The organism is Emcibacter sp., from assembly GCF_963675455.1.
Classification (GTDB): Bacteria; Pseudomonadota; Alphaproteobacteria; order Sphingomonadales; family Emcibacteraceae; genus Emcibacter.
On sequence record NZ_OY776217.1, the window covers coordinates 2,423,263 to 2,449,130 of the forward strand.

At 53.5% G+C, this 25,868-nt stretch carries 26 protein-coding genes; 21 read left to right on the forward strand and 5 right to left on the reverse strand.

Features of this window, described 5'->3' with window-relative positions; translation table 11 throughout:
- Positions 1 to 6: 6 nt before the first annotated feature.
- Both ribB and ACORNT_RS11235 read left to right on the forward strand, forming a co-directional pair.
- A complete protein-coding gene (gene ribB, locus ACORNT_RS11230; RefSeq protein WP_321390604.1) occupies positions 7 to 1,098 on the forward strand; it encodes a 3,4-dihydroxy-2-butanone-4-phosphate synthase in 1,092 nt (363 codons plus the stop codon).
- 132 nt (positions 1,099 to 1,230) lie between these two features.
- Positions 1,231 to 2,178: a LysR family transcriptional regulator gene (locus ACORNT_RS11235; protein WP_321390607.1), complete on the forward strand. Its 948-nt coding sequence runs from the start codon at positions 1,231 to 1,233 to the stop codon at positions 2,176 to 2,178.
- A gap of 46 nt (positions 2,179 to 2,224) precedes the next feature.
- On the opposite strand, the gene ACORNT_RS11240 is transcribed toward ACORNT_RS11235, so the two are convergent.
- Both ACORNT_RS11240 and ACORNT_RS11245 read right to left on the reverse strand, forming a co-directional pair.
- Positions 2,225 to 2,728, reverse strand: a complete 504-nt coding sequence (locus tag ACORNT_RS11240) for a flavin reductase family protein (RefSeq protein WP_321390609.1) — start codon at positions 2,726 to 2,728, stop codon at positions 2,225 to 2,227.
- A gap of 18 nt (positions 2,729 to 2,746) precedes the next feature.
- Positions 2,747 to 4,432, reverse strand: a complete 1,686-nt coding sequence (locus ACORNT_RS11245; protein WP_321390612.1) for a thiamine pyrophosphate-binding protein — start codon at positions 4,430 to 4,432, stop codon at positions 2,747 to 2,749.
- A gap of 473 nt (positions 4,433 to 4,905) precedes the next feature.
- Between ACORNT_RS11245 and ACORNT_RS11250 the strand changes: the two genes are divergently transcribed.
- The 19 genes from ACORNT_RS11250 (at position 4,906) to ACORNT_RS11340 (ending at position 22,471) form a co-directional block, all read left to right on the forward strand.
- On the forward strand, positions 4,906 to 5,340 hold the full coding sequence (locus tag ACORNT_RS11250) for a VOC family protein (protein ID WP_321390616.1): 435 nt from the start codon (positions 4,906 to 4,908) through the stop codon (positions 5,338 to 5,340).
- Entirely contained in the window at positions 5,340 to 6,533 is a 1,194-nt protein-coding gene (locus ACORNT_RS11255; protein WP_321390619.1) for an acyl-CoA dehydrogenase family protein, read from the forward strand. Before ACORNT_RS11250 ends, ACORNT_RS11255 begins: the two co-directional genes overlap by 1 nt.
- Positions 6,534 to 6,876: 343 nt before the next feature.
- A complete protein-coding gene (locus ACORNT_RS11260) occupies positions 6,877 to 7,869 on the forward strand; it encodes a VOC family protein (protein WP_321390622.1) in 993 nt (330 codons plus the stop codon).
- 129 nt (positions 7,870 to 7,998) lie between these two features.
- Positions 7,999 to 8,589, forward strand: a complete 591-nt coding sequence (locus ACORNT_RS11265) for a carboxymuconolactone decarboxylase family protein (RefSeq protein ID WP_321390625.1) — start codon at positions 7,999 to 8,001, stop codon at positions 8,587 to 8,589.
- A gap of 287 nt (positions 8,590 to 8,876) precedes the next feature.
- Positions 8,877 to 9,902 carry a 2Fe-2S iron-sulfur cluster-binding protein gene (locus ACORNT_RS11270; RefSeq protein WP_321390627.1) on the forward strand — a complete coding sequence of 342 codons (1,026 nt, stop codon included), beginning with the start codon at positions 8,877 to 8,879 and terminating at the stop codon, positions 9,900 to 9,902.
- Positions 9,903 to 9,940: 38 nt separating this feature from the next.
- Positions 9,941 to 10,933: a dihydrodipicolinate synthase family protein gene (locus tag ACORNT_RS11275; RefSeq protein ID WP_321390630.1), complete on the forward strand. Its 993-nt coding sequence runs from the start codon at positions 9,941 to 9,943 to the stop codon at positions 10,931 to 10,933.
- A 31-nt stretch (positions 10,934 to 10,964) separates the two neighbouring features.
- Entirely contained in the window at positions 10,965 to 11,228 is a 264-nt protein-coding gene (locus ACORNT_RS11280; RefSeq protein ID WP_321390632.1) for a hypothetical protein, read from the forward strand.
- A gap of 31 nt (positions 11,229 to 11,259) precedes the next feature.
- Positions 11,260 to 12,090 (forward strand): hypothetical protein, encoded by an 831-nt coding sequence (locus ACORNT_RS11285; protein ID WP_321390634.1) that lies wholly within the window; start codon positions 11,260 to 11,262, stop codon positions 12,088 to 12,090.
- A gap of 14 nt (positions 12,091 to 12,104) precedes the next feature.
- The gene (locus ACORNT_RS11290) at positions 12,105 to 12,698 is read left to right on the forward strand and encodes a 2-hydroxychromene-2-carboxylate isomerase (RefSeq protein ID WP_321390636.1); all 594 of its coding nucleotides are present in this window, start codon (positions 12,105 to 12,107) and stop codon (positions 12,696 to 12,698) included.
- A gap of 61 nt (positions 12,699 to 12,759) precedes the next feature.
- Positions 12,760 to 14,088: an aromatic ring-hydroxylating dioxygenase subunit alpha gene (locus tag ACORNT_RS11295; RefSeq protein ID WP_321390639.1), complete on the forward strand. Its 1,329-nt coding sequence runs from the start codon at positions 12,760 to 12,762 to the stop codon at positions 14,086 to 14,088.
- A gap of 35 nt (positions 14,089 to 14,123) precedes the next feature.
- Positions 14,124 to 14,648: an aromatic-ring-hydroxylating dioxygenase subunit beta gene (locus ACORNT_RS11300; RefSeq protein ID WP_321390642.1), complete on the forward strand. Its 525-nt coding sequence runs from the start codon at positions 14,124 to 14,126 to the stop codon at positions 14,646 to 14,648.
- A gap of 75 nt (positions 14,649 to 14,723) precedes the next feature.
- Positions 14,724 to 15,473 (forward strand): GntR family transcriptional regulator, encoded by a 750-nt coding sequence (locus ACORNT_RS11305; RefSeq protein WP_321390645.1) that lies wholly within the window; start codon positions 14,724 to 14,726, stop codon positions 15,471 to 15,473.
- A gap of 17 nt (positions 15,474 to 15,490) precedes the next feature.
- Positions 15,491 to 16,318, forward strand: coding sequence for an SDR family NAD(P)-dependent oxidoreductase (locus ACORNT_RS11310; RefSeq protein ID WP_321390647.1), 828 nt, complete (start codon positions 15,491 to 15,493; stop codon positions 16,316 to 16,318).
- A 105-nt stretch (positions 16,319 to 16,423) separates the two neighbouring features.
- Positions 16,424 to 17,614: an aromatic ring-hydroxylating dioxygenase subunit alpha gene (locus ACORNT_RS11315; RefSeq protein ID WP_321390651.1), complete on the forward strand. Its 1,191-nt coding sequence runs from the start codon at positions 16,424 to 16,426 to the stop codon at positions 17,612 to 17,614.
- Positions 17,614 to 18,105, forward strand: coding sequence for an aromatic-ring-hydroxylating dioxygenase subunit beta (locus ACORNT_RS11320; RefSeq protein ID WP_321390653.1), 492 nt, complete (start codon positions 17,614 to 17,616; stop codon positions 18,103 to 18,105). The genes ACORNT_RS11315 and ACORNT_RS11320 overlap by 1 nt, the downstream gene beginning before the upstream one ends.
- Positions 18,106 to 18,126: 21 nt before the next feature.
- Entirely contained in the window at positions 18,127 to 19,728 is a 1,602-nt protein-coding gene (locus ACORNT_RS11325; RefSeq protein ID WP_321390656.1) for a GMC family oxidoreductase, read from the forward strand.
- A 111-nt stretch (positions 19,729 to 19,839) separates the two neighbouring features.
- Positions 19,840 to 20,148 (forward strand): non-heme iron oxygenase ferredoxin subunit, encoded by a 309-nt coding sequence (locus ACORNT_RS11330; protein WP_321390659.1) that lies wholly within the window; start codon positions 19,840 to 19,842, stop codon positions 20,146 to 20,148.
- Positions 20,149 to 20,219: 71 nt separating this feature from the next.
- Complete coding sequence (locus ACORNT_RS11335; RefSeq protein ID WP_321390661.1) at positions 20,220 to 20,969, forward strand: SDR family NAD(P)-dependent oxidoreductase; 750 nt, start codon at positions 20,220 to 20,222, stop codon at positions 20,967 to 20,969.
- Between the two features lie 53 nt (positions 20,970 to 21,022).
- Positions 21,023 to 22,471: an aldehyde dehydrogenase family protein gene (locus ACORNT_RS11340; protein WP_321390664.1), complete on the forward strand. Its 1,449-nt coding sequence runs from the start codon at positions 21,023 to 21,025 to the stop codon at positions 22,469 to 22,471.
- Between the two features lie 129 nt (positions 22,472 to 22,600).
- Here the strand turns inward: ACORNT_RS11340 and ACORNT_RS11345 are convergent, their stop codons facing one another.
- From ACORNT_RS11345 to ACORNT_RS11355, 3 genes are all read right to left on the reverse strand, one after another.
- The gene (locus ACORNT_RS11345) at positions 22,601 to 23,005 is read right to left on the reverse strand and encodes a nuclear transport factor 2 family protein (RefSeq protein ID WP_321390668.1); all 405 of its coding nucleotides are present in this window, start codon (positions 23,003 to 23,005) and stop codon (positions 22,601 to 22,603) included.
- An 88-nt stretch (positions 23,006 to 23,093) separates the two neighbouring features.
- Complete coding sequence (locus tag ACORNT_RS11350; protein ID WP_321390671.1) at positions 23,094 to 24,470, reverse strand: aromatic ring-hydroxylating dioxygenase subunit alpha; 1,377 nt, start codon at positions 24,468 to 24,470, stop codon at positions 23,094 to 23,096.
- A gap of 259 nt (positions 24,471 to 24,729) precedes the next feature.
- Positions 24,730 to 25,299, reverse strand: coding sequence for a helix-turn-helix transcriptional regulator (locus ACORNT_RS11355; protein WP_321390674.1), 570 nt, complete (start codon positions 25,297 to 25,299; stop codon positions 24,730 to 24,732).
- Positions 25,300 to 25,868 lie beyond the last annotated feature (569 nt).

Here is a 25,868-nt window from a genome sequence, read left to right on the forward strand (position 1 = left end):
TTGCGCATGTCGTATGAGTTTTTATCGTCTCCTTTGGAAATTATCGAGGAGGCCCGGAATGGCCGCATGTTCATTCTTGTCGATGACGAAGACAGGGAGAACGAGGGCGACCTTGTCATTCCTGCGCAAATGGCGACGCCGGATGCCATCAATTTCATGGCTAAACACGGACGGGGGCTGATTTGCCTCTCGATGACTAAAAAAAGGGCCGATCAACTGGGTCTGAGCCCGATGGAGCGCAAGAACAGCACGTCCTTTGAAACCGCGTTCACAGTATCGATTGAGGCCAGCAGCGGAGTAACCACTGGTATTTCTGCCGCAGACCGGGCGCGTACGATTTCGGTGGCCATTGATGCCGCCAATGGCCCGGAGACGATTGCCACGCCGGGACATGTGTTTCCCCTGGTGGCGCGCGAGGGCGGGGTGCTGGTGCGTGCCGGCCATACGGAGGCTGCGGTCGATGTGTCCCGGCTCGCCGGTCTTAATCCCTCAGGCGTAATTTGCGAAATCATGAACGATGACGGTACCATGGCACGGATGGACGATCTGGTTTCTTTCGCTCAGTTCCATAATATGAAAATCGGCGCTATCCGCGACCTGATCGCCTACCGGCGGCTGAATGATCATCATGTTGAGCGGGTTTCCAGCATGCCGTTTCACTCTGATTACGGCGGCGAATGGACGCTCAGTATCTATCGGAACACCATTGACGGCAGTGAAACGCCCGTATTGCAAAAAGGTGAAATCACACCGGAGCGACCTACCTTGGTGCGGATGCACGGAACCTCGATATTTACCGACCTTCTGGGCCAGCCGGGGCCGCGCAAGCGCCTTCTTCAGCGCGCCATGACCGAGATTGGCGAGGAAGGCTCAGGCGTGATCGTGATTTTTACGTCCATTGGTCAAAGCTCCCTGCAGAAGGCGATTGAGTCCGAAGCTGAAGATATGCAGATCCGCAGCTATGGCATCGGTGCACAGATACTGGCCGATCTTGGCATAAGTGACATGGTGCTGCTGACCAACAATCATCACACTATGGTGGGGCTTGAGGGATATGGCCTTTCGATTGTCGAGGAACGCAACATTCCGGAAACATAGGGGGTGGGCGAAGCTGGTGGAACTTGCAATCAAAATGGTATAAATTCATGGCGGTATCTGTTTCCGTTGAAACAGGGGAAACAAACAAATGGCGCCATCAGTAATTTCTGATGTTGCAGTAAGGATAAGAACGTGCATTTCAAGGGTCTTGATCTAAACCTTATTGTTATTCTCGATGCACTGCTTGACGAGCAAAGCGTCACCAGGGCGGCCGAGAGGGTACATGTTTCCCAGCCGGCTGTCAGTGCCGCGCTTGCCAAGCTGCGTCAACATACCGGCGATGAAATATTGGAGAAAGTCGGACGGGAGTTTGTTCTCACCCCCCGGGCACAGGCCATGATAAAGCCGGTGAAGGAATTGCTCATTCAGATAGAATCGACAATCCTCAGTGGCGCGGAATTTGACCCCACCCTGACCGAGAGAACTTATAAAATAGCAATGTCTTCCTATTCTGCTGAAGTTTTGATGGCAGGGCTGGTGGAGAAGATCACAAAATCATATCCCGGTATATCCTGTATCATAGAGGAGATCAGCTCTGAAACCCTGTCACGGGTAGAGACAGGCAGCATAGATTGCGCGATTACCTTCCAGCAAACCAAACTGATTAACCCCAGTTCGTCCATCGAAGAGTTCAGTTATACTCATGTTTTCTCGGATGAGTGGGTGCTGGTTGCCGCCAGCAACAATGACCATGTAACGGAGAATATGACTTATGAGGAGTTCTGCGCCCTGCCATATATAGAGACCCGTCTGGCGCGGATTCTGTCCAGTTTTGTGGAAAGTACACTGGACCACCAAAGCTGTCGTCCCCGGCCAAATCTGAGCGTACCCAGTTTCGAACTGGCCATCACCTGCGTGATGAATTCCGATTGTGTTGCCGTTGTCCCTGCATTGCTGGTTGATGATCATCTGCGCCAGTTTGTGAAAACAATCAAGCCGCCATTTGAAATTCCGGCGATTGGAGAATTCCTTGTCTGGCATTCCCGCAGTGATGCGGATCCGGGACACATCTGGTTCCGTGAACTGATATTGGGTGTTGCCCGTGAATCGCAATTGCAAATCAGGCCGCGCTACAGCTGATTGCACCTGACAATAGACAGTAAGTTTTTACGCCCTGCCTGCAACCCTATTCGACGGGTTCGAGGGGAAGGGCTTTCATATATTTGCCGTCACCAAAGAGCAGAGGACTGTGGTCGCTGCTGATGATATGCTCGACCTGACCGATAAATATGGCGTGGTCGCCGCCTTCATGTGTGGCGATCTTGCGGCACTCAAGTACCGCACAGCAGCCATTGATCACCGGTACACCACCCAAGCCTTCGGTCACGGATATGCCGTCGAATTTGTCTTCGCAGGGGCGGGAAAAACGCTGTGAGACATCAATCTGGTCTTCCGCCAGGATGTTGATGACAAAGCGGTCGGCGTCGCGATAAACGGGATGGCTTTGTGACGTCAGTGCCTGATTCCACAGGACGAGCGGCGGATCCAGGGAGACTGATGTGAAGGAATTTGCGGTCACGCCGCAAGGCGTGCCGTCTTTTGCTACAGTCGTTACCACAGTCACCCCGGTGTAGAAGCGACCAAGGACGCTCCTGAGTTCCCGGCCGTCAAAATCTTTTGGTGTTGTCATATCCATCTCCAGGTTTATTTACGGCTTCTCGGCGGCGTGGGCGGGGCCTTCATGCATGAAGGCGGCAACGACGGACGCATTGATCTTGCAGTCGAGAAAGACCGGGCCGTCCGGGTTCCCCAGCGTCGGGGCGAGGGCGCGCAGTTCGTTCAGTGTACGTACGGTGAAGGCTTCAAAGCCAAACGATTCCGCCACCGGGGCAAAGTCGATATCCGGGAACTGTGACAGCTGGACCGGCATGCCGCGATCCTGCAGGAAGTGCAGTTCGGCGCCATAGGCGCAGTCATTCATCAGAACGATGACCAGAGGTATATATTCGCGCGCCACCGTTTCCAGTTCACCCATATTCATCAGGAAACTGCCATCTCCCATGAGCAGAACCGTGGTCCGGTCAGGTGTGCCGGCGGCGAATCCCATGGCTGTTCCGAAACCCATGCCGATGGAGGCTGAATCGCCCGTATGCTTGAAGTGAGACGGGCCGGGACAGGAAATATAAGGCACAGTGCCGAGCATGTTACCCGAATCCCAGACCAGGTTCCGATCCGCGGGAAGCAGGCTGTTGAGTTCGAGGGCGAGGGATCTGGCGTCCATGGTGCGCGGGGTATTCATAGCCTCGAAATCATCAGCCAGACTAAAATCGGCGAGCCAGCGTTCATTCTCTTCGCTGCGCATTTCCATTTCTGATGTGTTGCGTGAGGGAAGTTTTTCAAGTAACTGTTCTGTAATAAGTTTGGCATCGCCGACAAGTCCCAGGTCCGCGTCAAACCAGCGGCCGATGTTTGGGCGATTTTTGTCAATATGGATCACCGGCAAGCCTTCGGGAATGGCGGTTGCAAAGCTGGTCGTTTGCTGGTTGAGGCTGGCGCCGATGGCTATGACGCAGTCCGCCTGTTCGATCAGGCGTCGGCCGCCCACGTTGGAAAAGGAGCCCAATATACCGCAATTAAAAGGATGGTCGCGGAACATGTCCTTGGCTTTCATGGTGGTGACCAGCGCCGCGCCGATATGGTCCGCCAGGCGGATAATCTCCTCGCGCGCCCCTGCGGCATGAGCACCGATGCCGGCTATAATCAGAGGTTTGCGGCTTTTTTCAAGTAGTGAAACTGCAGCCTGAAGGGCACTGTCCCGGGCTGGCTGTGGGGTGTATTTGGCCGCTTCAAAGGAACCCGGAGCCGTTGCCGCAGGGTCAACCTGTGCCTGCTGGACATTGGACGGAAGCAGAAGTGCCGCTGCACCATGCTGCGCGGCTGCGGCGGCCTGTACAAAAGTACGTCGCGCAGTGACAGCATCGTTTGCCCTGAAAGTCTTGATTCCGGCGGCATGGAGCAGGGCCATGGTATCCAGGCTTTTGCGGTCCGGCCCCACAGAATTGGCTGCTTTCTCCACATTAGGCGCATCGCCGTAGATCATCAATACCGGTGAGCCGGTGCGGTTGGCGTAATTGGCCCCGTTCATGCTGTTGGTGGTTGCCGGGCCGCGGCCAATGATGACAATGCCGAGGCGTCCCGTTGCCGCCGCATAACCTTCCGCCATGGAGACGGCGTTATTTTCATGGCGGGCGCCGTAAAAACGCACGCCCACGGAATCGATCATGGCGATTAACTGGGCGGTATCGTCACTCATTAGCCCGAATACGCATTCGACGCCGAGTTCTTTTATATCGGCGGCAAGAGCTTCATAGACCGGTACTCTTGTTTCTTGCATTGCGAATAAACCTTCCTGCGTAGCGAAAAAGACGGCGTGTTGAGGCAGGGCAAAATGCGACGTGCCTGATCAGCAGCCGTTCTGATATCTGAACTTCGATTGTCCATGACGTTATCGGATCACCGAAGGCTTTGTAAAATCGATGTTAATTATCGGACGTATCAGACAGGGTTATGCGATTACCGGCCACCGGGACTCTCGGCTTTTCACCGGTGGCGGATGATTGAGGATACGAGACGGCCACGAAACGCGGAAATATTATTAACGCAGAAATCAGGCAGACAAAATTTGCAGCCATATAAGCCGCCCTGATGTGTCTGATAATTAAGATCGATTTTACAAGGCTTCCAGCCATCCGATACCCTTTGCAACATGTGAAGAAAAGATTTTGGACGGGTTGGCTTGCGGTCTGGTCGCGCTTTCTATCGTGAATGTTGTACGGGTCCGGTCTAAAAAAAAGGAGAGTAATTCAAATGGCAATCAAAGTTGTTGGTATTCACCATCACGCCGTAAGGGTCGGGGATGGAGGAGAGGATCTGGATGCGGTTCACGATTTTTATACTACTGTCCTGGGCATGGGGCATGACGAGGGCCGCCCGAACATCCCGGAAGTTCCCGGCTGGTGGATTAATGTCGGTGATGGCGGACAAATTCATCTGATTGGCGGGGCCTTTCCGTCTGTGGTTGCCAAAGGACCGGGGCAGGATCCTGCAGCGCCGCATGTGGCTCTGGCAGTTGAGAATATCACCGAAGCAAAAGAAGAGCTGGACCGGCAGGGCGTTTCCTATTTCACCAGTTCTGCCGGCGAAACCCAGCAGATTTTTGTTCATGATCCCTGTGGGAACATGATCGAGTTGCATCAATTCGACAAATGCAGATGTATTGCCGCCAACCGGGGAGACAAATAATGAGTACGCCTTCTTTTGCCGATGTATCTTTTGATGAAGCTGTTAACCGCGCCCGCAATATGGTGCCGGCTCTGCGCGAACGCGCAGCAAAAGCCGAAGAGGCCCGCATCGTTCTGCCGGAGACTATGGAAGAACTGCACAGCTCAGGCGTGCTTCGTGCCTTGCAACCCAAGCGCTGGGGCGGTATGGAGCTTGATTTCGTATCAGTCTTCGATATCTGCTATGAGCTTGGTCGCGGATGCGCGTCAACGGCCTGGACCGCGTCCAATCTTCTGATCCACCACTGGATGCTGGCTCTTTATGATGACAAAGCACAGGAAACGGTCTGGGGACAGGATCCTGATGCGGGCATTGCCTCCGGCGTGATCCCGTCCCAGGGGCAGGCAACACCTGTTGAGGATGGTTACCAGGTCAGCGGCCGCTGGAATTTCTCGAGCGGTGTTCATGTGTCCAGCTGGAATATGCTTGCAGCGACAGTGCGTAACGGTGACAAGGTCCTTGATTATATCTTGATCGTGATCCCTGACTCGCAATATAAGGTCATTGACGACTGGCATGTATTGGGGATGCGTTCTACCGGTAGTATGACGGTGGAGGCGAAAGATATCTTTGTGCCTGCCCATATGGCGATCAGCATGAATGATCTGGTGGGCGGGGACAGTTTCCCCGGGGCCAAATCAAACCCGAGCTCAGTCTACAAAGTGGCGCTTTCCATGCTGTCCGGTCATGTGATCTCATCTGCCGTCGTTGGCAATGCCCAGGCGGCGCTGGAACTCACCACTGAGTCCATCAAGCAACGCAGTGCCGTGACAACGGGTGCCAAGATGCGGGATATCCAGGCGATACAGATGCGTATTGGCGGCGCGGCGGCAAGAATCGATGCCGCACGTCAACTCATCCGTTCCGACATGCTGGAAGGTCAGGAGCTTGCCAATCGTAACGAAGTGCCGGACCAGGAGAGGAAGTTGCGCTCCAAGCGAAATGTCTCCTACGGGGTTCAGCTATGCACAGAGGCCGTGGATATGCTGCACACATTGGCAGGGGCGAACGGTATTTATGACAGCTACCCCATTCAGCGGATATTCCGTGACGCCCATGCCGGTGGAAGTCATATCCTGTTTGCCGGCGATCTGAATTATTCCATCTGGGGACTTGCTACGCTGGGCGGTGAAATAACGAATCCGCTGCTTTAGCCGCTTATTCAAATATTTTGCCGCTGCCGGCGGTAGCGGCAACACTCTTTTTCCAGGTCCTTGAATATCGTCCGTGACCGGGGCAGGTAATCGAAGAGGCTCTTCCCACCTCATTCGGCGACCTGTACCCGGACCGGGCGGCCGATAATTCAAAGAACTGGGTCAGTAAAGAGACGCATAACTCTTTCCGATATGTCTGATAACTAATAACGATTTTACAAGTCTTTCGGTGATCCCCTAGTCTTTCTCCAATGACGAAGGAGGTTACGGACTTTGGGCCGTCGCGGTTTTTGTTCTGCGCTTACAAGGTTCGAGACTGCATTTGAGACAAGGGAGCTGAGCCGTGCCGATTACCGGAATTGCAGAAATCATTTATGGCGTCGAGGATTTTGACACCTGCGTACAGTTTTTTGAGGACTTTGGCCTTAGCAAGCGTCACAACGACAGCGATCATGCGTTGTTTGAAGTGGTCAGCGGTCAGCGGGTGCGGCTGTATCCGCTGGGCGACAGCCGGATCCCGAAAAGCGAACTGGTCGGCCCGGGTGTCCATGAGTGTATCTGGGCAGTGGCGAGCCAGGATGATCTGGATGATCTGGTCGCCGATTTGTCACAGGATCACGATGTGACGGTTGACGAAACCGGAACGGCACATTTTGTCACCTCCTTCGGTCAGGCGATCGGCCTCCGTGTTTTTCAGCCCCGCCCCTTTACCTGTGCGCCGTCGCCGACCAATGCACCGGGCGTGGTGAACCGGATGAATGTGCCGCGTAAATGGCTGTCCCGTGCGATTCCCAAGACCATCAGCCACTGTGTCTGGACCTTCCTGGATGTCAACGAGGCATTTGATTTCTACAGCGAGCGACTGGGCTTCAAGATGAGTGATATTCAGAAGGGTGTCGGCTATTATATTCGTGCGGGCCGTTCCACCAACCATCACAGCAGCATGCTGGCGGACGCCAATCAGGCCCTGTTCGGCTTTGACGGAAAGTTCCGCTTCCATCATGTTAATTTCGGGGTTGAGGATCTGGATGAGATCATGGCGGGGAAAACCTACATGACACGCAAGGGCTATGAGGACAATGGCTGGGGCTTTGGCCGTCACCGTGTGAGTTCCGAACTGTTCCTCTATATGCCGTCTCCGGCTGGCGGCGAAGTGGAATATGGCGCCGATTGCGACCAGCTGGATGATAACTGGCGTCCGCGGGTCTGGGGCGCAGCCTTTGCCGCCTTTACCTTTGTGCACGACATGCCGGACTGGCTGAAGGAGCATGAGCCAGAGTGGGATGTCACTTATGTCACCCCTGAAACTGCAAGATATGTGCCGATAAAGAGCTAGGCAGATGAAAATACATCATATAATTTTTGATCGGATCCCTTGCCGGCTATTGCCCAAAGACCTGTTGAAGGTAAAGCTATAAGGGATCAGGTGATCAGGAACCCTGTTATTGAATTGAGGATTACAGCTATGTCAAAACTTGAGCCCCGCATTCCGCCCGTTAAAGACTCTGAATGGACGGAGGAAATGCGCGACCTTTTTGAGGTCATGGAAGGGCCTGAGGCGCGTGAAAAAGGACCGAGCCGCGAAATTATCAAATATCTTGCACAGCATCCGGCGTTGTCCACCAAGTTTCTGGCCTTTGGTTCTCATTTGCTTTTTCAGTCCAGCCTGCCGGATAGGGAGCGCGAACTGGTCACGCTGTACATCGCCTGGAGAACCAAATCCGATTACGAGTGGATCAGTCATGTGCCATTCGGCCTTCATGTCGGTTTGAGCGCGGAAGAAATTCTGGAAGTGAAAAAGGGGCCTTCCTCTTCCCTTTGGTCGGACAAGGACAGGGATCTGCTGGTGGCGGTCGATCAGTATCTGGAAAACTATTGCCTGGATGATGAGCTTTGGGCGTCCCTGTCCAGGGAATGGGACACCCCCCAGATGGTGGAACTGCTGTTTACCATCGGCAACTATATGCTGTTTTCCGGTGTGTTGAACACGTTACGCATTCCCCTAGAAGCGGGAACGGAAGAGTTTGTGAAAAACTTTGGATTGCCGGAAGGCTGAGTAAAATATCAGCCGTCTAGTATGCGTTTAATCGGGCCTGAACTGGGCCGGTGACCGCGTTGGTATGCGGTGCTTTTATCGCCATTTTTCCTGCTGCTTATATTTATTGGTTTCCTGATTACTTATCGCTTGACAGTCGATATTATAGCTGATTAACTGCAAAAATAAAAAATATCGAGATTTTACTAAATTATTATTGTTGTCGTTTTAAAGGTAGCAAAAATATCCCGCGGCGCTGGGGCCAAAGGTTTCAGTCTCGTTCAGATACAAGTTGTGGATGGCTTCATATGAAGAGTTTTTCTATTCAGGTTTCAGGTGCTGAAGATCAGGCGTTTCGTTGCGATGAAGACGATACGATTCTGGGTGGCGCGCTGCGGAATGGAAACGGCTTTCCGTATGAATGCAATTCCGGCGGCTGTGGCTCCTGTCAGTTTGAACTGATAGACGGTGAAGTTGATGAACTGTGGTCTGATGCGCCAGGATTGTCGCCTCGTGCCCGTGAGCGGGGTCGGCGTCTGGCCTGCCAGTGTGTGCCCAAAACGGACCTTACCATCAAGGCATCCTTCAGGGATGAATATGTTCCGGCCGTCATGCCGAAACGGCAAAAGCTTGCTTTGGTCGGCCTAACCCGGCTGACTTCGGATATGTCTGAATTTAGTTTCAAGGCAGAGCAGGGGGCTGAGTTCCTGCCCGGGCAGTTTGCCATGCTTGGCCTGCCGGGAGTGGAGGGGCTCCGGGCCTATTCCATGAGCAACCTGCCTAACGATGAGGGTCTGTGGAACTTTGTCATCAAGCGGGTTCCGGGCGGCAAGGGAACGGCCTTCCTGTTTGACACGCTGAAGGCCGGCGATGAAATCTCGCTTGATGGTCCTTATGGCAACAGCTACCTGCGGACCGGGAACGGGCGGGATATTGTTTGTGTTGCCGGTGGGTCCGGTTTGTCACCGGTTCTGTCGATCCTGCGCGGTGCGGTACAGGCGTCTGAACTGAATGATCGTCGCCTGCTGCTGTTTTACGGCGGTCGTGGCCCTCAGGATATTTGTGTTTCCGACATTATTGCGGCGGATCCCCTGCTGAGTGAGCGTGTGGAGCTGCATACTGCCATTTCGGATGATGAGGCTCCCGGGGCCAGAGACTGGACGGGCGAGCGTGGTTTCGTGCACGAGTTAGTCAAAAATACCCTGGGTGAAGATATTAAGGGCTTTGACTACTACTTCTGCGGACCTCCGCCGATGACTGACGCCGTGCAGAGGCTACTTCTGCTCGAATATAAAGTGCCGTCAAAACAGATGTATTTTGACCGGTTCTATTAATTGATGTTTTCGATTTACCAAAGGGAAAGAGTTTAACTATGGCTGCGAATAAAAAACTGATGACTGTTGACGAAGTTCAGGGTGCATGGGCGATTATGCCTACCCCGGCGACGGATAACGCCTCGGACTGGCATGCAACTGACACTGTTGATGCAGATGAAGTGACGCGTGCGGTAGAGGGGATGGTGGATGCCGGTATCGACGGTATTCTTTCCCTCGGCACCCTGGGCGAATGCGCCACCCTGACCCGGGACGAAAAAAGAAAGTTTATTGGCACGGCGGTAGAAGCTGCTGCTGGCCGGATCCCGTTCTTTGCAGGTACGACGGCCCTGGGTACACGGGAAACCATTGAGCAGACCCGCGAGGCCCAGGATCTGGGCGCAGCCGGTACCATGCTGGGCCTGCCCATGTGGTGTGCCGCTGACATGACGACAGCGGTGAAGTTCTACAAGGATGTGGCGGAAGCCTGTCCCGATATGGCGATCTGTGTTTATGCCAACCATGCTGCCTTCCGCTTTGCCTTCGCGACCGAGTTCTGGGAAAAGGTGGCTGATATTCCGCAGGTGATCATGGCAAAATATGGTGCCATTCCGACCCTTGCGGCTGATCTGGAAGCAACAAAAGGCAAGGTCAAGTTTTTGCCGATTGAGGCGATGTACCTTGAGGCCGTGAAGGTGGATCCGAAGTTCTGTAACGCTTTCTGGTCCAGTGGTGCGGCTTGTGACCCGAGCCTTGCTTCCCATATCCGGGACGTTGTGGCGCAGGCTGTGTCCTCCAATGATTTTGCTGCAGCCGAGGAACTGATCGGGGAAGTCGGCAAAACGCTGTGGCCGCTGATCCCGGGCGGGAATAACTTTGAGGAATTCAACAAGTATAACATCGGTCTGGAAAAGGAACGGATCAATGCCGGTGGCTGGATGAAGGCCGGACCGTGTCGTCCTCCCTATACCTACGTGCCGGAAGAATATCTTGATGGTGCTCGCGCGTCAGGTCGTGGCTGGGCGGAACTGGCCAAAAAAGTAAAAGCGTAACGAGTGTTACACCCGTATCCAGGAGGATCAGATGAGCATTAATGCAATCGAAAAAGCACTGTGGCAGGCGAGCATCAACCCTGCCTTGGCGCAGGCTCTGCGTGAGGATGCTGACTCTTATTTGAGTCAGTATAATATTGATGACAAGGAGCGTGCTCTGGTGGCTGGCTGGCAGCTCAGGGCCATGTTGGATAACGGGGTTCATCCGATGGTGTTGCTGATGGCTTATGCGGCTGTCAATGGTCCCGAAGCAGGCATGAAATATGTCGAAGAGATTCACAAGCCGCAGGCTTGACCTTCTTGAATGAGAGAAAAAGGAATTAGTTATGGCTGAAATAGTCGGCGGTTTTCTGATGCCGCATAACCCGATGCTGACAGTTGCGCCACAGGCCGCGGATCCAGCCCAGAGCAAAACCATTTTTGACTCCTTTGAGAAAATCTCAAATCGCGTCAAGGAACTGGAAGCGGATACTGCGATCGTGATCGGTGATGATCATTACACCAATTTTGGTCCCCATTGTTTCCCCGCCTGCCTGATCGCGACAGGTGATGTGGACGGACCGGTGGAACCGTTCCTTAACATCGAGCGGGCGCCGATTGAAAATAATGAAGCACTTGCCAACCATATTCTGAAGACGGGCTATGATGAAGGCATCGACTGGTCCTTTGCGAAATCACTGACTGTTGATCACTCGATTGCCATTCCCCATCATCTTGCGGTCAAGACGGTTCCGGGACTGAGGACTATTCCGATATACCTGAACGCCGCCGTGGCGCCGATCATCCCGAGCCGTCGGGCCTATCAGATTGGTGAGAGCATCAAGCGCGCAGTTGAATCCTGGTCAGGAAATGAACGGGTAGTGGTTTACGGTACCGGCGGCATCAGCCACTGGGTCGGCAGTGTCGGCATGGGCCGCATTAACCCGGAATTTGATCACCGTATTCTCGATATGTTCACGAATGGCGATATCGAAGGCCTGATCGCCCTCGATGACGAGACTATCCTGAACGAAGGCGGCGACGGCTGTCTCGAAATCAAGAACTGGATTTGTGCGATGGGTGCCTTTCCCGGCGCCACGACTGAAACAATTTCTTATGAAGCCGTGCCACAGTGGATTACAGGCATGGGTTTTGCCGAAGTCAAGCTTGCAGGGTGAGGACAGGATTTAAGATGAAAAACATCGATTTCTATTTCGACTTTATCAGTCCTTACGCCTATCTCGCCAATAGCCAACTGCCGGCGCTGGCTAAGAAATACGGCTATAGCATCACCTACAGGCCTATTGACCTGAAGGCGGCCAAGCTGGCGGCCGGTAATACCGGGCCGGCGACGGCGCAGATGCCCGCAAAGCTTCGTTATGCGATGGCTGACTTTACCCGCTGGTCGAAAAAATATGACGTTCCGCTTGCCTTTGCCAATGTCATACCTGTGACGGAACGGGCGAACAAAGGTGTCTTTTACGCTATCGAGAAAGGGCAGGCCGAGGACTATGTGAACGCCTTGTGGCGTGCGACATTTGGATCTGCCGGCGACTTTAACAGCGACGAACTTCTGGGTGATGTAGCCCGTCAGATGGGCTGGTCGCCCGAAGAATTCCTTGAATTTGTTCAATCTGATGCTGCTGCAAGCCTTTATGAGGAAGGCAACAAGGCAGCCCAGGAACGGGGTGTGTTTGGTGCTCCGACGATGATGGTCGGTGACGAAATGTGGTGGGGGAACGATCGTCTCGATCTTCTTGAGGAATTTCTGGCGGAGCAGTCATAAGGTTAGGGGCTGCCGCTTGCAGCGTGCGGATGCGCAGTGAGAAGTCAACTGGAGAAAGCATATGGTGGATATTAAAGACCTGGTAGACGTAGAGAACGGGACGCAAAGTCGCCGGATATTCTGGGAACGGGAAATCTATGAGCAGGAGCTCGAGCGGATTTTCGCGCGCTGCTGGCTTTTCCTGACACACGAAAGCCAGATCCCGAACTATGGTGATTTTTTCGTTACCAAAATGGGCGAGGACGAAGTTGTCGTCACCCGTCAGAAAGATGGAACAGTGAGGGCTTTCCTGAACCAGTGCCGTCACCGCGGAATGAAGCTGTGTATGGCGGAAGCCGGTAATGCCCGGGCCTTTTCCTGCGCATATCACGGCTGGGCCTTTGGCGTTGATGGAGAACTGAAAAGCGTTCCTGCAGAGCAGGAAGCTTATGGTCCTGCCTTTGACAGAGCCCAATGGGGCTTGCGCCCGGTTGCCAAGGTCGAAAGTTACAAGGGTTTTATCTTTGGCTGTATGGATGCCAATGCGCCGTCGCTGGTTGACTATCTGGGTGATGCGGCCTGGTATATGGATATCTGGGCCGACGTGCCCGGCGGTCTCGAGTTTTTAGGCCCGCCAAGCCGCTCCATTATCAAGTCCAACTGGAAGTCTCCGCCGGAAAACTTTATCGGTGACTCCTACCATATCGGCTGGACCCATGCAAATGCCCTGAAGGCAATGATCGGTGAAGTCATGCCGCAGGTTGCTTTTGCAGACCCCAATGCCGGTTTTCAGGTAACGACCCGTTATGGCCACGGCCACGGCATCAGCCATAGTCCCGGTCCCGTTCTGCTGTCGCCGAACTGTCCCGACCTGTTTGAGTGGCAGGGTCGTCGAGCAGCTGAAATGGCCCCCAAAATTGGTGAGAAAGCCGCCAAGCTGTATGCAGAGCACTGGGATGGTACCATCTTCCCCAACTGTTCCTATTTGATTGGCACCTATGTGTTTAAAGCCTGGCACCCGGTCGGGCCTGACAAAATGGAGATCATGACCTGGGCCTTTGCCGAGAAGGACATGCCCGATGATCTGAAGCAACGCCTCAAAGTGGCGGTCCATCGTGTCTTTGGCACGGCTGGTATCCTGGAGAGTGATGATATCGATAACTTTGAATATATCGCCAAACCCAACCAGGGGCATGTAACACGCCAGGGCCGGATGAACCTGCAGATGGGTATGGGGTATGAACGTGAAGATCCGGATTATCCAGGCGTCATTGGTAATTTCCTCAGTGAGCACGGGCAGAGGGGTTTTTATCGCTCCTGGGCTGACTGTATGGGTTCAGCCAGTTGGTCGGAGCTGGAAGCGAAAACCGAAAGCTGGAAGGAAGACCTCCTTCGCAACAAGAACGCCTGAGTGGCTAGGGAAACCGAGAACGGGAGTAACTCAAAATGACAGATCGCGAACCTGTTTCCATGGAAGTGCATCACGAGATAGAACAGCATCTCTATCGGGAAGCGCGTATCCTCGACAATGAAATGATGCGTGAATGGCTTACCGATATGGTCGATCCGGAGATCCGTTACCAACTGGTGATCCGCGACGAGCGTTTTCGCAAGGACAAGAGCCCTGACAAAGATCGGGAAGTCATGCCGTTTGATGATGATTACGGCATTCTCGACCTGCGGGTGCGCCAGTTCGAGACAGGCATGCAACAAATGATGGACCCGGCCCAGCGCATGTTCCGCATGGTGACCAATGTCGAAGCCTTTCCGGGTGAAAATGAAGGTGAATTCAGCGTTTCCTCTTACGGGTTTGTGTCCCGTTTCCGCCGGCAGTACGAAAGCGAGAGCTCTGTATACAGCCGCAAGGATGTGCTGAGGCGGGGAGAGGGCGGAAAACTGAGACTTCTCTCCAGGCGTATCGAGCTGGGTGAGCGCGTCGTCAGGAACAAGAATCTTTTATTCTTTCTTTGAGCGAATGCGGGATCTGTGGGACATAATAGACTGTAGATCCAATTCATTAGTAAGTCTCAGGAGGAGCTAGGTACAATGACAAAAACAACAAACGATGACACAAAAAGCGGAACGCTGGTCGAAATGGCCCACGAGAAGCTGAAGAAAGACATCATAGCCGGACTTCATCAGCCCGGTACGAAGTTACGTGTTGAGCATTTGAAGCAGCAATATGGTGTCAGCAGCGGCACCTTGCGCGAAGCCCTGACGATGTTGATCGCCGACAAACTGGTTGTTGCCGAGGGGCAGCGCGGTTTCAGTGTTGCGCTCCTTTCTGCTGAAGATCTTGAAGACCTCTGCCGGATTCGTGTCCTGCTTGAGAAGGAAGCGATCCGTCAGTCCATCAAGCATGGCGACGATGACTGGGAGGCCAGTGTTGTTTCCGCCTATCATATTCTTAAACGGGCGACAAAGGCTTTCGCCGAGAACCCCAAGGATGAAGAGATACTTGCCGAATGGGAGCGCAGGCACCGGGCGTTTCATCTGTCATTGATTTCCGCGGCGCCTTCCGAATGGATCCGCTATTTCCTGGATACGGCCTACAAGCAGTATGAGCGCTATCGTCATATGTTCCTGGCTGTGGCAGAGGAGTTTTACAAGGATCGCGACGCGGCGGCCGAGCATGAAGCGATGCTGAATGCCGTGCTTGAACGCGATGCCGATGAGGCCGCGAGATTGATTGAAGACCATCTCACGCAATCCATTAACGAGTGGGTGAGCTATTTTGAAAAAATCGGTGCATTCGCCTCCTCCCGGGAAGCGCGTGACGTGAAAAAAGCTGGATAGAATTGGAAAAGACGATCATGGCGCAGGAATATTTCTCTGACCGTTTTGCAGGAAAGGTGGCTGTTGTCACCGGCGCCGCCCAGGGTATTGGGTTCGAGGTGGCAAAACGGTTGGGCCGTGAAGGGGCCAGCGTTGTCGTTGCAGATGCGGCAGAGGGGCCTACGCAGGAGGCCGTTGAGGCGCTCAAAGGTATGGGCATCTCGGTTGTCGGCGCTGTAGGTGATCTGACTTCCCTGAAGAATGCGCAGGCAGCAATGAAGCGTGCAGAAGATGAATTCGGCGGGCTTGATATCCTGGTCAATAATGTCGGCGGCGCCATCTGGATGAAACCTTTCTGGCATTTTTCGGAAGAGGAAATGCGGGCCGAGGTCGACCGGTCGCTGTGGCCGACCCTGATGTGTTGTCGGGCAGTCGTCGACCAGTTCCGCGCCCGGGGCAGCGGCGTCATCGTCAATGTTGGATCGAACGCGACGACTGACGGTTTCTACAGAATTCCTTATTCCGCCTGCAAAGGAGCGGTTGTATCGCTGACCAGGTCACTGGCGGTTGAACTCGCGGGTCTTAATATTCGCGTAAACTGTGTCAGTCCCGGCGGGACAATGGCGCCGGAACGCAAAACGCCGCGGAGCGCCAACCCGCTTGATGAGCAACAGCAGGAATGGATGGAGCAATTCATCAAACTGGTCAGGGATGAAGAGATTATTTCGGAATATGCGACAGCCGCAGAACAGGCTGCTGTCATTACCTTCCTGGCGTCAAGTGAAGCCGGACATTTAACGGGTGAAGTCATTGAAACAGGCCGGCGTGGTCGCCGTATGAAGGACATTCTGGGGATGATTCCCTGATTTGTGAATGAGGTTGAGCGCAGGAGCGCAGATAGTCGAATGACCGTATATGGGTTGTTTAATGTTGGAGACAGAGATGGAAACGAAGAGCAATAGGAGACGGATATGAGTCAGAAAGCAGAAATTAGACCGGACCTTGTCTGGCCGACGGATGTAACCGACGTGCCGAAAGAGGTGTTCGTGCGGCCTGATATCTTCGAACAGGAACTGGAAGATATCTTTTATGGTCCCTATTGGCATCCGGTGGCTCACGCTGCCGAAATCCCCAATCCGGGAGATTTTAAAACATTCGATCTCGGAAGAGTCCCTCTTCTCATCGCTCGCGGTTCAGATAACGAAATCCGTGTGTTTATCAATGCCTGTAGCCATCGCGGGAACCAGGTCGAAACATCCCCTTGCGGGAACAAAAAAGGTTTTGAGTGTCCCTATCATCGCTGGTCATTCAAAAATGACGGCAGCCTGCTGAATTGCCCGGGATCGGAAGACTTTTCTCCCAAGTTCAGCAAAGAGGAATATGGTCTAAAGGAAGTCAAGATGCAGGATCTTTACGGCCTGATCCTGGTGACCCTGAGCGACAATCCGCCTGAGTTCAATGACTGGGTCGGCCGGACAGCGGACACAATCAAGAACCAGATTGGTCACGACAAGGGGCTCAAGCTTCTGGGCTATCAGAAAGTGCGATATGCTTCCAACTGGAAGGCATATATGGATAACGACGGTTACCATGCGCCTCTGTTGCACACAGGTTTCCGTCTTTTGGGGTGGCAGTCCGGCGGCGGTCATCAGTTCTTTACCGAACATTGTCATGGCGGGGCCGAGTCCCAGTTGAAGCCGGGCAAGTCCATGGGTGTGCTGAAAGACGAGTCTTTGATCGAATTCAAGGATGCCGATTGGAATTCAGGTTCCTTCGTCAGTGGTTTGTTTCCGATCACGATTATGGTGAAACATCTGGATTGTATCAGCATCCGCTTTGCCATTCCACGGGCTGTTGATTGTACCGAGGTGCATTATGCCTATTTCGCAAAAGCCGATGACAATGAAGAAATGGCGCTGCACAGGGTGCGTCAGGCCTCCAACCTGCTTGGCCCGTGCGGCATGATCAGTATGGAAGATGCAGCGATTTTCCAGCGTATCCAGATCGGCAGCCATTCACCGGGTGTTGCGACCTTCCAGAAAGGTGTGAAGGACCTGCAGGCCATTCCGACTGAAATTCTGCAGAATGATGAAACGACCAATATCCCCCGCTGGGAGTATTACCGCAAGGTGATGGGCTTCCATAAAGAAGGAGAGGCATAATGACTTCAATTACACCGGATGTCCTGTACCAGTTGGACGATCTCCAGAACCGGTATATTTCGGCCCTTGATAACAAGGATATGTCCGGTTGGGCCGATACCTTCAGCAAGCAGAAAGATACGACCTACATCTGTCGGTCAGCTGAAAACGAGTCAATGAATTTACCCATTGCCCTGATGTATGACGACTGCAGGGCGCGGATTGAAGACCGTATCACTTTCGTGACGAAAATCTGGAAGGGAACTTTCCAGGACTATCGCACCCGGCACTTCACTCAGCGCCTTTCCGTGGAACAGGAGTCCGAAAACACCTTCAGGATGCGGAGCAATTTCTCAATCGAGTATACTTTTGACCCTCAGGCATCCAGCAATCTTGCTGCGGGCGTTTATGAAGATGTCATTACTCTGGAAGACGGAGAAGCGAAGTTCCTGTCAAGACGTGCGGTCTACGACACCACGGTTCTTCCGCAGTATATCGTATATCCATTTTAATCAGGACTACGTGAGGGTTAATTGGACACCTTTGACTATATAATCGTTGGCGCCGGTTCTGCCGGTTGCGTCCTGGCGAACCGCCTGTCCGAGAACGGGCGGTTCAGGGTACTTCTTGTGGAGGCGGGGCCAACGGACGGAACGCCGCTGATTAGCATGCCCAAAGGGTTTGGCGCGCTGCTGCAGAGCAAGTCACATGTCCGCCACTTTGCGGTCGAACCAAGAGAAGACGGCTCAATGCGGAACGAGGTCTGGCCGAAGGGCATGACCCTCGGCGGATCAAGCTCAGTGAATGGAACGCTGTATGTGCGCGGACAACCCCAGGATTATGATGACTGGGAAGCCATGGGCGCTAAAGGCTGGGGATGGGACGTTGTCGGAGAGTGTTACAAAAAGATGGAGGATAACTCTCTCGGCGCGGATGGTGTGCGCGGCGTTGGTGGTCCTGTGCATATATCGCCCCATCCGGAACCTACGCCGCTTAATAAAGCAATAATCGAGGCTGGCAAGTCTCTCGGACTGAAGCACAGGGAAGATGTCAACGGCCTTGACCAGGAAGGCATCGGCTATACCATGCGGACCATCAAGGATGGTGTCCGTGTGAGCGCGGCAAGTGCGTTCCTGCATCCCGTTAAACAGCGCAAAAACCTGGTTGTCCGCACCAAGGTCTTTGTCGAAAAAATTCTGTTCGAGGGAACCCGGGCTGTTGGTATCCGTTGTCGTGAAGACGATAAAATCTGTGAATATAAAGCAGCAAAGGAAATTATTCTTTCTGCCGGTTCACTGCAGTCGCCTCAGCTTTTGCAGCTGTCCGGGATCGGTCCGGGCGAACATCTTCGCGGGCTGGGCATCGAGGTAATCCAGGATAGTCCCGGTGTCGGGCAAAACCTGCGCGAACACTGGATGTCTATTCTCCAGCAGAAGCTCAAGGTGCCGGGCAGCGTCAATAACCAGTTTGGCGGACTTCGCCTGCTCAAAAATGCGCTTCAGTATTTTATTTTCAAGAAGGGCCTGATGTCCACCAGTTCCCATGAGGTTGTCGGTTTTGTCCGGACGCGGCCGGAACTGGACCGGCCTGATGCACAGGTTGTTTTCGCCCCCTTTTCCCTGGTTCAGGGGGGGGAAGAAGCAAAATTTGCCTTTGAACCATGGCACGGCATCCAGATCCATGGTTTCCAGTTGCGCCCCGAAAGCCAGGGCAGCGTCATGATTCAATCCGCCGATCCTGCAGTTCAGCCGGTCATAAAACCGAATTATTTCGACACGGAAAATGACCGGCAAACGGCCATCAATATTGTGCGTTATATGCGCGACCTCATGAAGCAGCCGGCTTTGCAGGATTTTCTTGCTGAAGAGACCCTGCCGGGATCAGAAGTGCAGTCGGATGATGAAATTTTTTCAGTCGTAAAACGCACGGGAAGTTCCGTATTTCACGTTTCCGGAACCTGTAAAATGGGTCAGGACAGTCTGGCTGTCGTTGATCCCGAACTGCGCGTGCGCGGTGTAACGGGTTTGCGTGTGGCGGATGCTTCGGTCATGCCGGCTCTGGTTTCCGGCAATACCAATGCCGCGGCCATGGTCATCGGCTGGCGAGGGGCGGACCTTATACTTAAAGACGCTTAAAATGTTGCTGGATTGGGGAGGGTAGGCCGATATGTTCGGCTTAGTGTGTGCCGGGGCCTTATCCCCCGGGGTTTGAACCCAAAACGAATTTGAAGTGGAAAGTTAGAAAAGATGAGCTTGATCAAAGTATGTGACGAGGGGCAACTGAAGCCCGGAGAAATGATGTCCATTGAAAACGACGAGTTGCCGCCTATTGCGCTCTACAATATCGATGGAAAATATTATGCGACCTCCAATATCTGTACCCATGCCATTGCAATCCTGACAGATGGCTATCTGGAGGGCGATACTATCGAGTGCCCGCTGCATGGCGGAAGTTTCAATGCCAAGACAGGCGAAGCTAAGGAATTTCCTTGTGAAGAGCCTCTGCAGACCTTCGAAGTCGAAGTGAAGGACGGAGAAGTCTTTATCGAGGCGTGACAAGCCAAGCCTTTCAGGGCGGAACTGAGCGTATCAGATCACCAGAATAATTTCCAAAAAGGAGTGAATAAATGAGTCAGAAAGTTGCATTGGTCACAGGGGCGGCCGCAGGTATCGGGGCAGAAATCTGCCGACGTCTGGCCAGTGATGGTATTGCGGTAGGTGTACTGGATATCAATATCGATGACGCGACAAAAGTCGCCCAAGGGATCGTCGCCGACGGCGGCAAGGCCATTGCCCTGCAGGCCAGTGTGGCTGACCGTGCCGAGGTAACAGCGGCAGCTGACAAGCTGCGTGCTGAATTTGGAGCGATCACCATTCTCGTCAACAACGCCGGAATCACCGGTTGGGTACCGTTTGAAGAAATCACTGATGACGACTGGGATCGGATGATGGCGATCAATACCCGGGGCGTTTTCATCCCGACGCAGGTCATCCTGCCGGATATGAAAGCTGCAAAATGGGGCCGTGTGGTCAATATTTCTTCTTCCTCCGCACAGTCCGGTACCGCACTGATGGCGCATTATTCCGCCTCAAAGGGTGCCGTTATTTCGATGACCCGCAGCCTGGCGCTGGAGCTCGGCCCGCTCGGCATCACCGTGAATAATGTTCCGCCAGCCTCAATCGCCGGTACTGTGATGTTTGAAGCCACCAAAGACAAAATGCCGCTGACAGTCGAGCAGATCGCGCAGATGCTTCCGGTCCGCAGGATGGGCGAAGCGGCGGATATCGCCAATGCCGTCGCCTGGCTTGTCAAAGAAGAAACAGGTTACGTTACAGGCCAGACCATTGGCGTCAATGGCGGCCGTGTGGTTTCCTGACGGGACGCAACTTTAAGCCTAACAACCGGTTGCCCGGCAAAAAGGGCAACCGGATGGAGAGAAAACAGATGTCCTCTACCGAAGAAATTCAGCGGATGCTGGAAGAAAAACTGGCTCTGCAGCAGGCTGCTGTTGAAAAAGAGCCCTATCCGGAACTCAGCATTCGCAAGGACCGCCTTCAGCGGGCGCTTGACGCAACGCTGAAAAACGAGAAGCGGATCGTGGAAGCGACACAGGCAGACTTCGGCCACCGGCCGGAACTGATGGCGCTGCTGGCGGATTTGTTGTTCCCTGTCAGCGCCCTGAAGCATGCGGTCAAGAATGTCGAGCGCTGGATGCGTCCGGAAAAGCGCAGAGCGGACTTTCCCATGAACCTGCTTGGCGCCAAAGCCTATGTTTTCTATCAGCCGCTTGGTGTTGTCGGCATTGTGGCGCCCTGGAACCTGCCGTTCGGTCTTGGTTATGCGCCGCTGGCCGGTGTTCTGGCTGCCGGAAATCGCGCCATGATCAAGCCATCGGAGCTGACTCCGGCTACCTCCGAACTCATGGATGAAATCACCAGACAGACCTTTGATCCCGCAGAAGTCACGGTCGTGCAGGGCGGTGTCGAGGTGGCAAGCCGGTTTTCGGCATTGCCTTTTGACCATCTTATTTTCACTGGCAGTGCGCCGGTGGCTCGCCATGTCATGCGGGCGGCAGCCGACAACCTGACGCCGGTCACCCTGGAGCTCGGCGGCAAGGCGCCGGTGATTATTGCCGAGGGGGCAGACCTTGAGGAAGCGGCAGAGAAAATCATTAACTACAAGATGGGGAACGCGGGGCAGGCCTGCATGGGTATTGACCATGTTATGGTGCACCATAGCGACCGGGATAAATTTGTCGATATCCTGAAGCGCAAGATGGCGCAGTTCTTCCCGGATTACGCCAATAACCCTGATGTCTGTGATGTATTCTTGCCGAACCAGCGGCAACGGCTCGCATGGCTGGTTAAAGATGCCGCCGAGCGCGGGGCACAAATCGATCTGATTGGCGGAAGTAATATTGAAACATTGTCCGAGGATCCGAAATTCCCGCTGGTCCTGGTGATTGATCCGCCGCGGGATGCAGAAGTCATGAAGGACGAGATTTTTGGTCCCGTCCTGCCGATTATCAGTTACGATACACTGGAGAAAGTGGTGCAGCAGGTTCGGGCCGGGGAACGGCCGCTGGCCCTTTATTTCCTTGGTGGCAACAAGGAGCAGCAGGACTATCTGTTGCGCAATACCTGGTCCGGTGGCGTGACATTTGATGACATCATGCTGCATGCCCTGACCCAGGATCTGCCGTTTGGTGGGGTAGGACACAGTGGTATGGGCCGGTATGGCGGGCACGCTGGTTTCAAGACCTTCTCAAATCCAAGGGCGGTTGCACATCCACCCAAGGTCAACCTGATCAAGATGAACCCGCCTTATACGGATAAAATGTCCGCACTTATCCGTCGCTTCATGGGGGTAAAAGGATAGAGTTTCCCAACAGCTGGAACTGTCTGCGCCTCACGTGAAAGTGAGGCGCTTTTTTTTGTTGTCGGATGGTAATTTCGGAATGGTGCAGGGCAGGGGCAGGAGCCCCGAAGCAACTCAGCCGTAAGTCGGTTAGGAGCGCCGAAGGGTTTCGAATCTGCGTGACTGAAAGTACCAGCGTCCGCCATGCTTCACATATTCATCGTGATGGCATCCCACCAGGATCATTTGGCCACCGTCCTTGCGGATAATGTTTTCGTTGCTGTAAACCTTGCCGGTTGCTTTGTCCCCGTCGATCACCAGTTCGTTGGCGAAGGCGGTGATGGTTACAAACTCAATATGCTGCATAAGCCCCTCATAGACAGCAACGACCTTCTCCCGGCCCACCACAGGTTCATCCAGCATGTCGATTTTCCAGGATCCGTCTTCGGCAAAGGTGTTGCCCCAGAGTGTGCTGTCCTTTCTCCAGCAGGCGGCTAGAAATGTATTGATAAGTTCCTGAATTGCCAGTTGGTCTTCGATCGGATTGTTGCTCATTATCATGCTCCCTGATTTTTGTTGTTTTTAAATTAGAGGGAGGGGACTTACCGACGTAAGGCCCCTCGCTCCATGTTTCGTCCTGGCGTTAGTCCGCCAGATACTTGTCTATTTCCCTGTGGAATTTGGCGATGCAGGCCTCTTCCTGCGCCAGGGTCATATATTTAAGTCCTTTGTTGCGCAGACCTTTCTGCTGCTGGGGGGCCTGATCATAATCCTGCTGCAGAACCAGGAAATAGGGATAGCTGCCAGGTTCCTCTACATCCGTCAGTTCAGTCCGGGCGGCCTCTCTTTGCTCTTCGGGCAGCCAGGCATAGCGGATCACATGCCAGACGCTTTTGTTCGGATCACCGCTTATGTGCGGTACGGGCACGACAGCCGTGGCTTCCCCCGCCCGCATGGACAGGAAGAAGTTCGGGAAGAACAGCCAGCCATAATGGTCGGTCATCTGATGATCGCTCAGGCCGCTGACATCGAGACCTTTTTCGGTCAGTGTTTCGCGCGTGGCTTTTTGCAGAAGAGTATGACCGCTGACGCCTTCCGGGAAGCTGATTTTTCCATCCTTGTCGGTATATTGCTCGACCAGCTTGTCAAAGTGGGGCATGACTTCCTTGGCGCCGTGATAGGTGGCAGGCAGGCGGGTCCTGATACCCTCGACTTCCTTTTCCGGGGAAAAACCGTCGGTCTTTACCTCGAAGGGTGAGACAACCAGATGATGATCGCCGATAAAGTTGTAACGTTCCTTGCTCGGGTCCAGGCGGATTACATCCCCCATCTGCGGGTGGATGCCCTGAATATGGTAACCTTCCTGGAAGGCATCGACCACGACTTTCCAGTTACATTCCAGTTCTTCCCGGACGTTGAGACCAACCGGAACCATATCCTCAAGATGATAGGGAGCCAGATATTCGGCGACTTCTTCCCCAAGATATTCCGCCAGCGGCCGGGCATCCGGATCCGGATTGAGGAAAATGAAGCCGGCAAAGGTATCGACTGAAGCCCTGGGAAGCCCGAGCTCGTCCTTGTCGATAGGTCCAACAAGATCCGGCCGGGCGACAGTGCGCAGGTTTCCTTCGAGATTAAAAGACCATTTATGGAACGGGCACACCAGAACGTTGGAGTGACCTTTTGATCCACTGCAAACAGGGTTGCCGCGATGCGGGCAGGCATTGACAAAACCGCGTATCTTGCCGTCCTTGCCTCTGACAACAATGAAGGACTGATCGACAAACTTATATTCCTTCCAGTCACCGGCTTCGGGCAGTTCGTCGACACGGCCGGCTACCTGCCAGGTACGCATCCAGATTTTGTCCAGTTCTCGCTCGTGGATCTCGCGGGAGTGATATCGGTCAGTGCTGACTTGCATCTTTGACTGGTCATAGCCGAGGTCTGATAAACCCATACTTCTTTCAAAGCGTTTATCATCGGCACATGCACCATTTTGTCCCGTTTTAGTGGATGACATGGAAGGCTCCTTTATTTCGAAAAATTTTGCAAGGGCAAGCGAAAATTATTGAGATGCTTGCCTGCTTTAAATTCACCCTAGGTTCGAATTTTGCCAGTGTAAATATGGTCTGTCGCTGCCGGATGATTTCACATCAAGAAAACGAAAGATTGTTATCAAGAAAACGAAATAACCCCTCTTGAACATATGTTTTTTCCAAAAAAAGATGTTCAATGAAACTAAAGCCCGCGAATAATAATCGAAATATTTGCACGATAATCTATTGCTGCTCACAGGACTGGCTCGTGAGTGCCTGCCGTTTAAATTCAGTTGGCGTTTTGCCGGTCACACGACGAAAAGCCGTGGAGAAATAGGCCGGGCTTTTGAACCCCAGGCGCACCGAAACCTCTTCGCAACTGTACTGGCTCCGGGTGAGCATGGTCTTGGCGGTTCTTATCCGCTCCCCGGCAATGTACTTGTGAATTTGCCAACCCGTAGCCGCCTTGAAGGAGCGGGCCAGATGTTCCTTGCTGATGCCGCATATTGTTGCCAGTTCGCTCAGGTTCGGGTAGCCCAGTTCCAGCGATGCCTGGATGCGTTCCTCAATTCTTCGCAGCTGCCAGGCGGCCAGCGGCAGATGGTCACCCCTTCCAGTTCCCTTCTTTTCCAGCTGTCTTACATGACGCGCCAGTTCGATCAGCATCATGGTTGTGACCGCTTCGATCAGTTGTTCATGTGCAAAGCCCGGTTGCTCCAACTCGGCATGGAGTTCCTGCATCATGACCTCGATACGCTGGTTTCTGAGGGCAACCAGGGATCCGGTGTGCCGTTCCCATTGTTCCCTTGTCACCTGAGTTGTGTTTTCCAGAAAGTCGGCATCATAAAAGCAGTAAAGTACACGCAGGGGTTTTTCTATCGGGTACAAGCAGATAGAACGACCCGCTGGCAGAAAACCTACGGAATTTACGCGGGGCAACATTTCTGGGGCTCGCAAGTTGTCGATACGCAGGGGCGAATGATTATTTGAAAGGCGCTGGAACAGCGAATAACCTGGATAAACGGGCCGCTCTCCGAAACCTTGCCAGCTAATGGTTGCAAGCTGTACCTTCACATTGGGAAGAAGGACTTCTTTTTCCAGGTTCTGTTGCATTGGGTTTGCCAGCCATTCCTGACTTTGTTGCAGGGTACTTAATTCCAACAATGCAAAGCATGATCTGTCATCTGGCCAGTCCAGGAAGTATCTTGCTTTGGCTGAATATTATAGAATGCGAAGACGCCTTGTAAAATCGATGGTAGTTATTGGACATATCAGAAAGGGTTATGCGGGCGAGAGCCTGGTAGAACAGCAGAGCGAGGCGATTTTCCCTCGTGTGTGCCCGGCATCTGTGCCCCTTGCATGACGTTGTTTTCAGGCTGTGC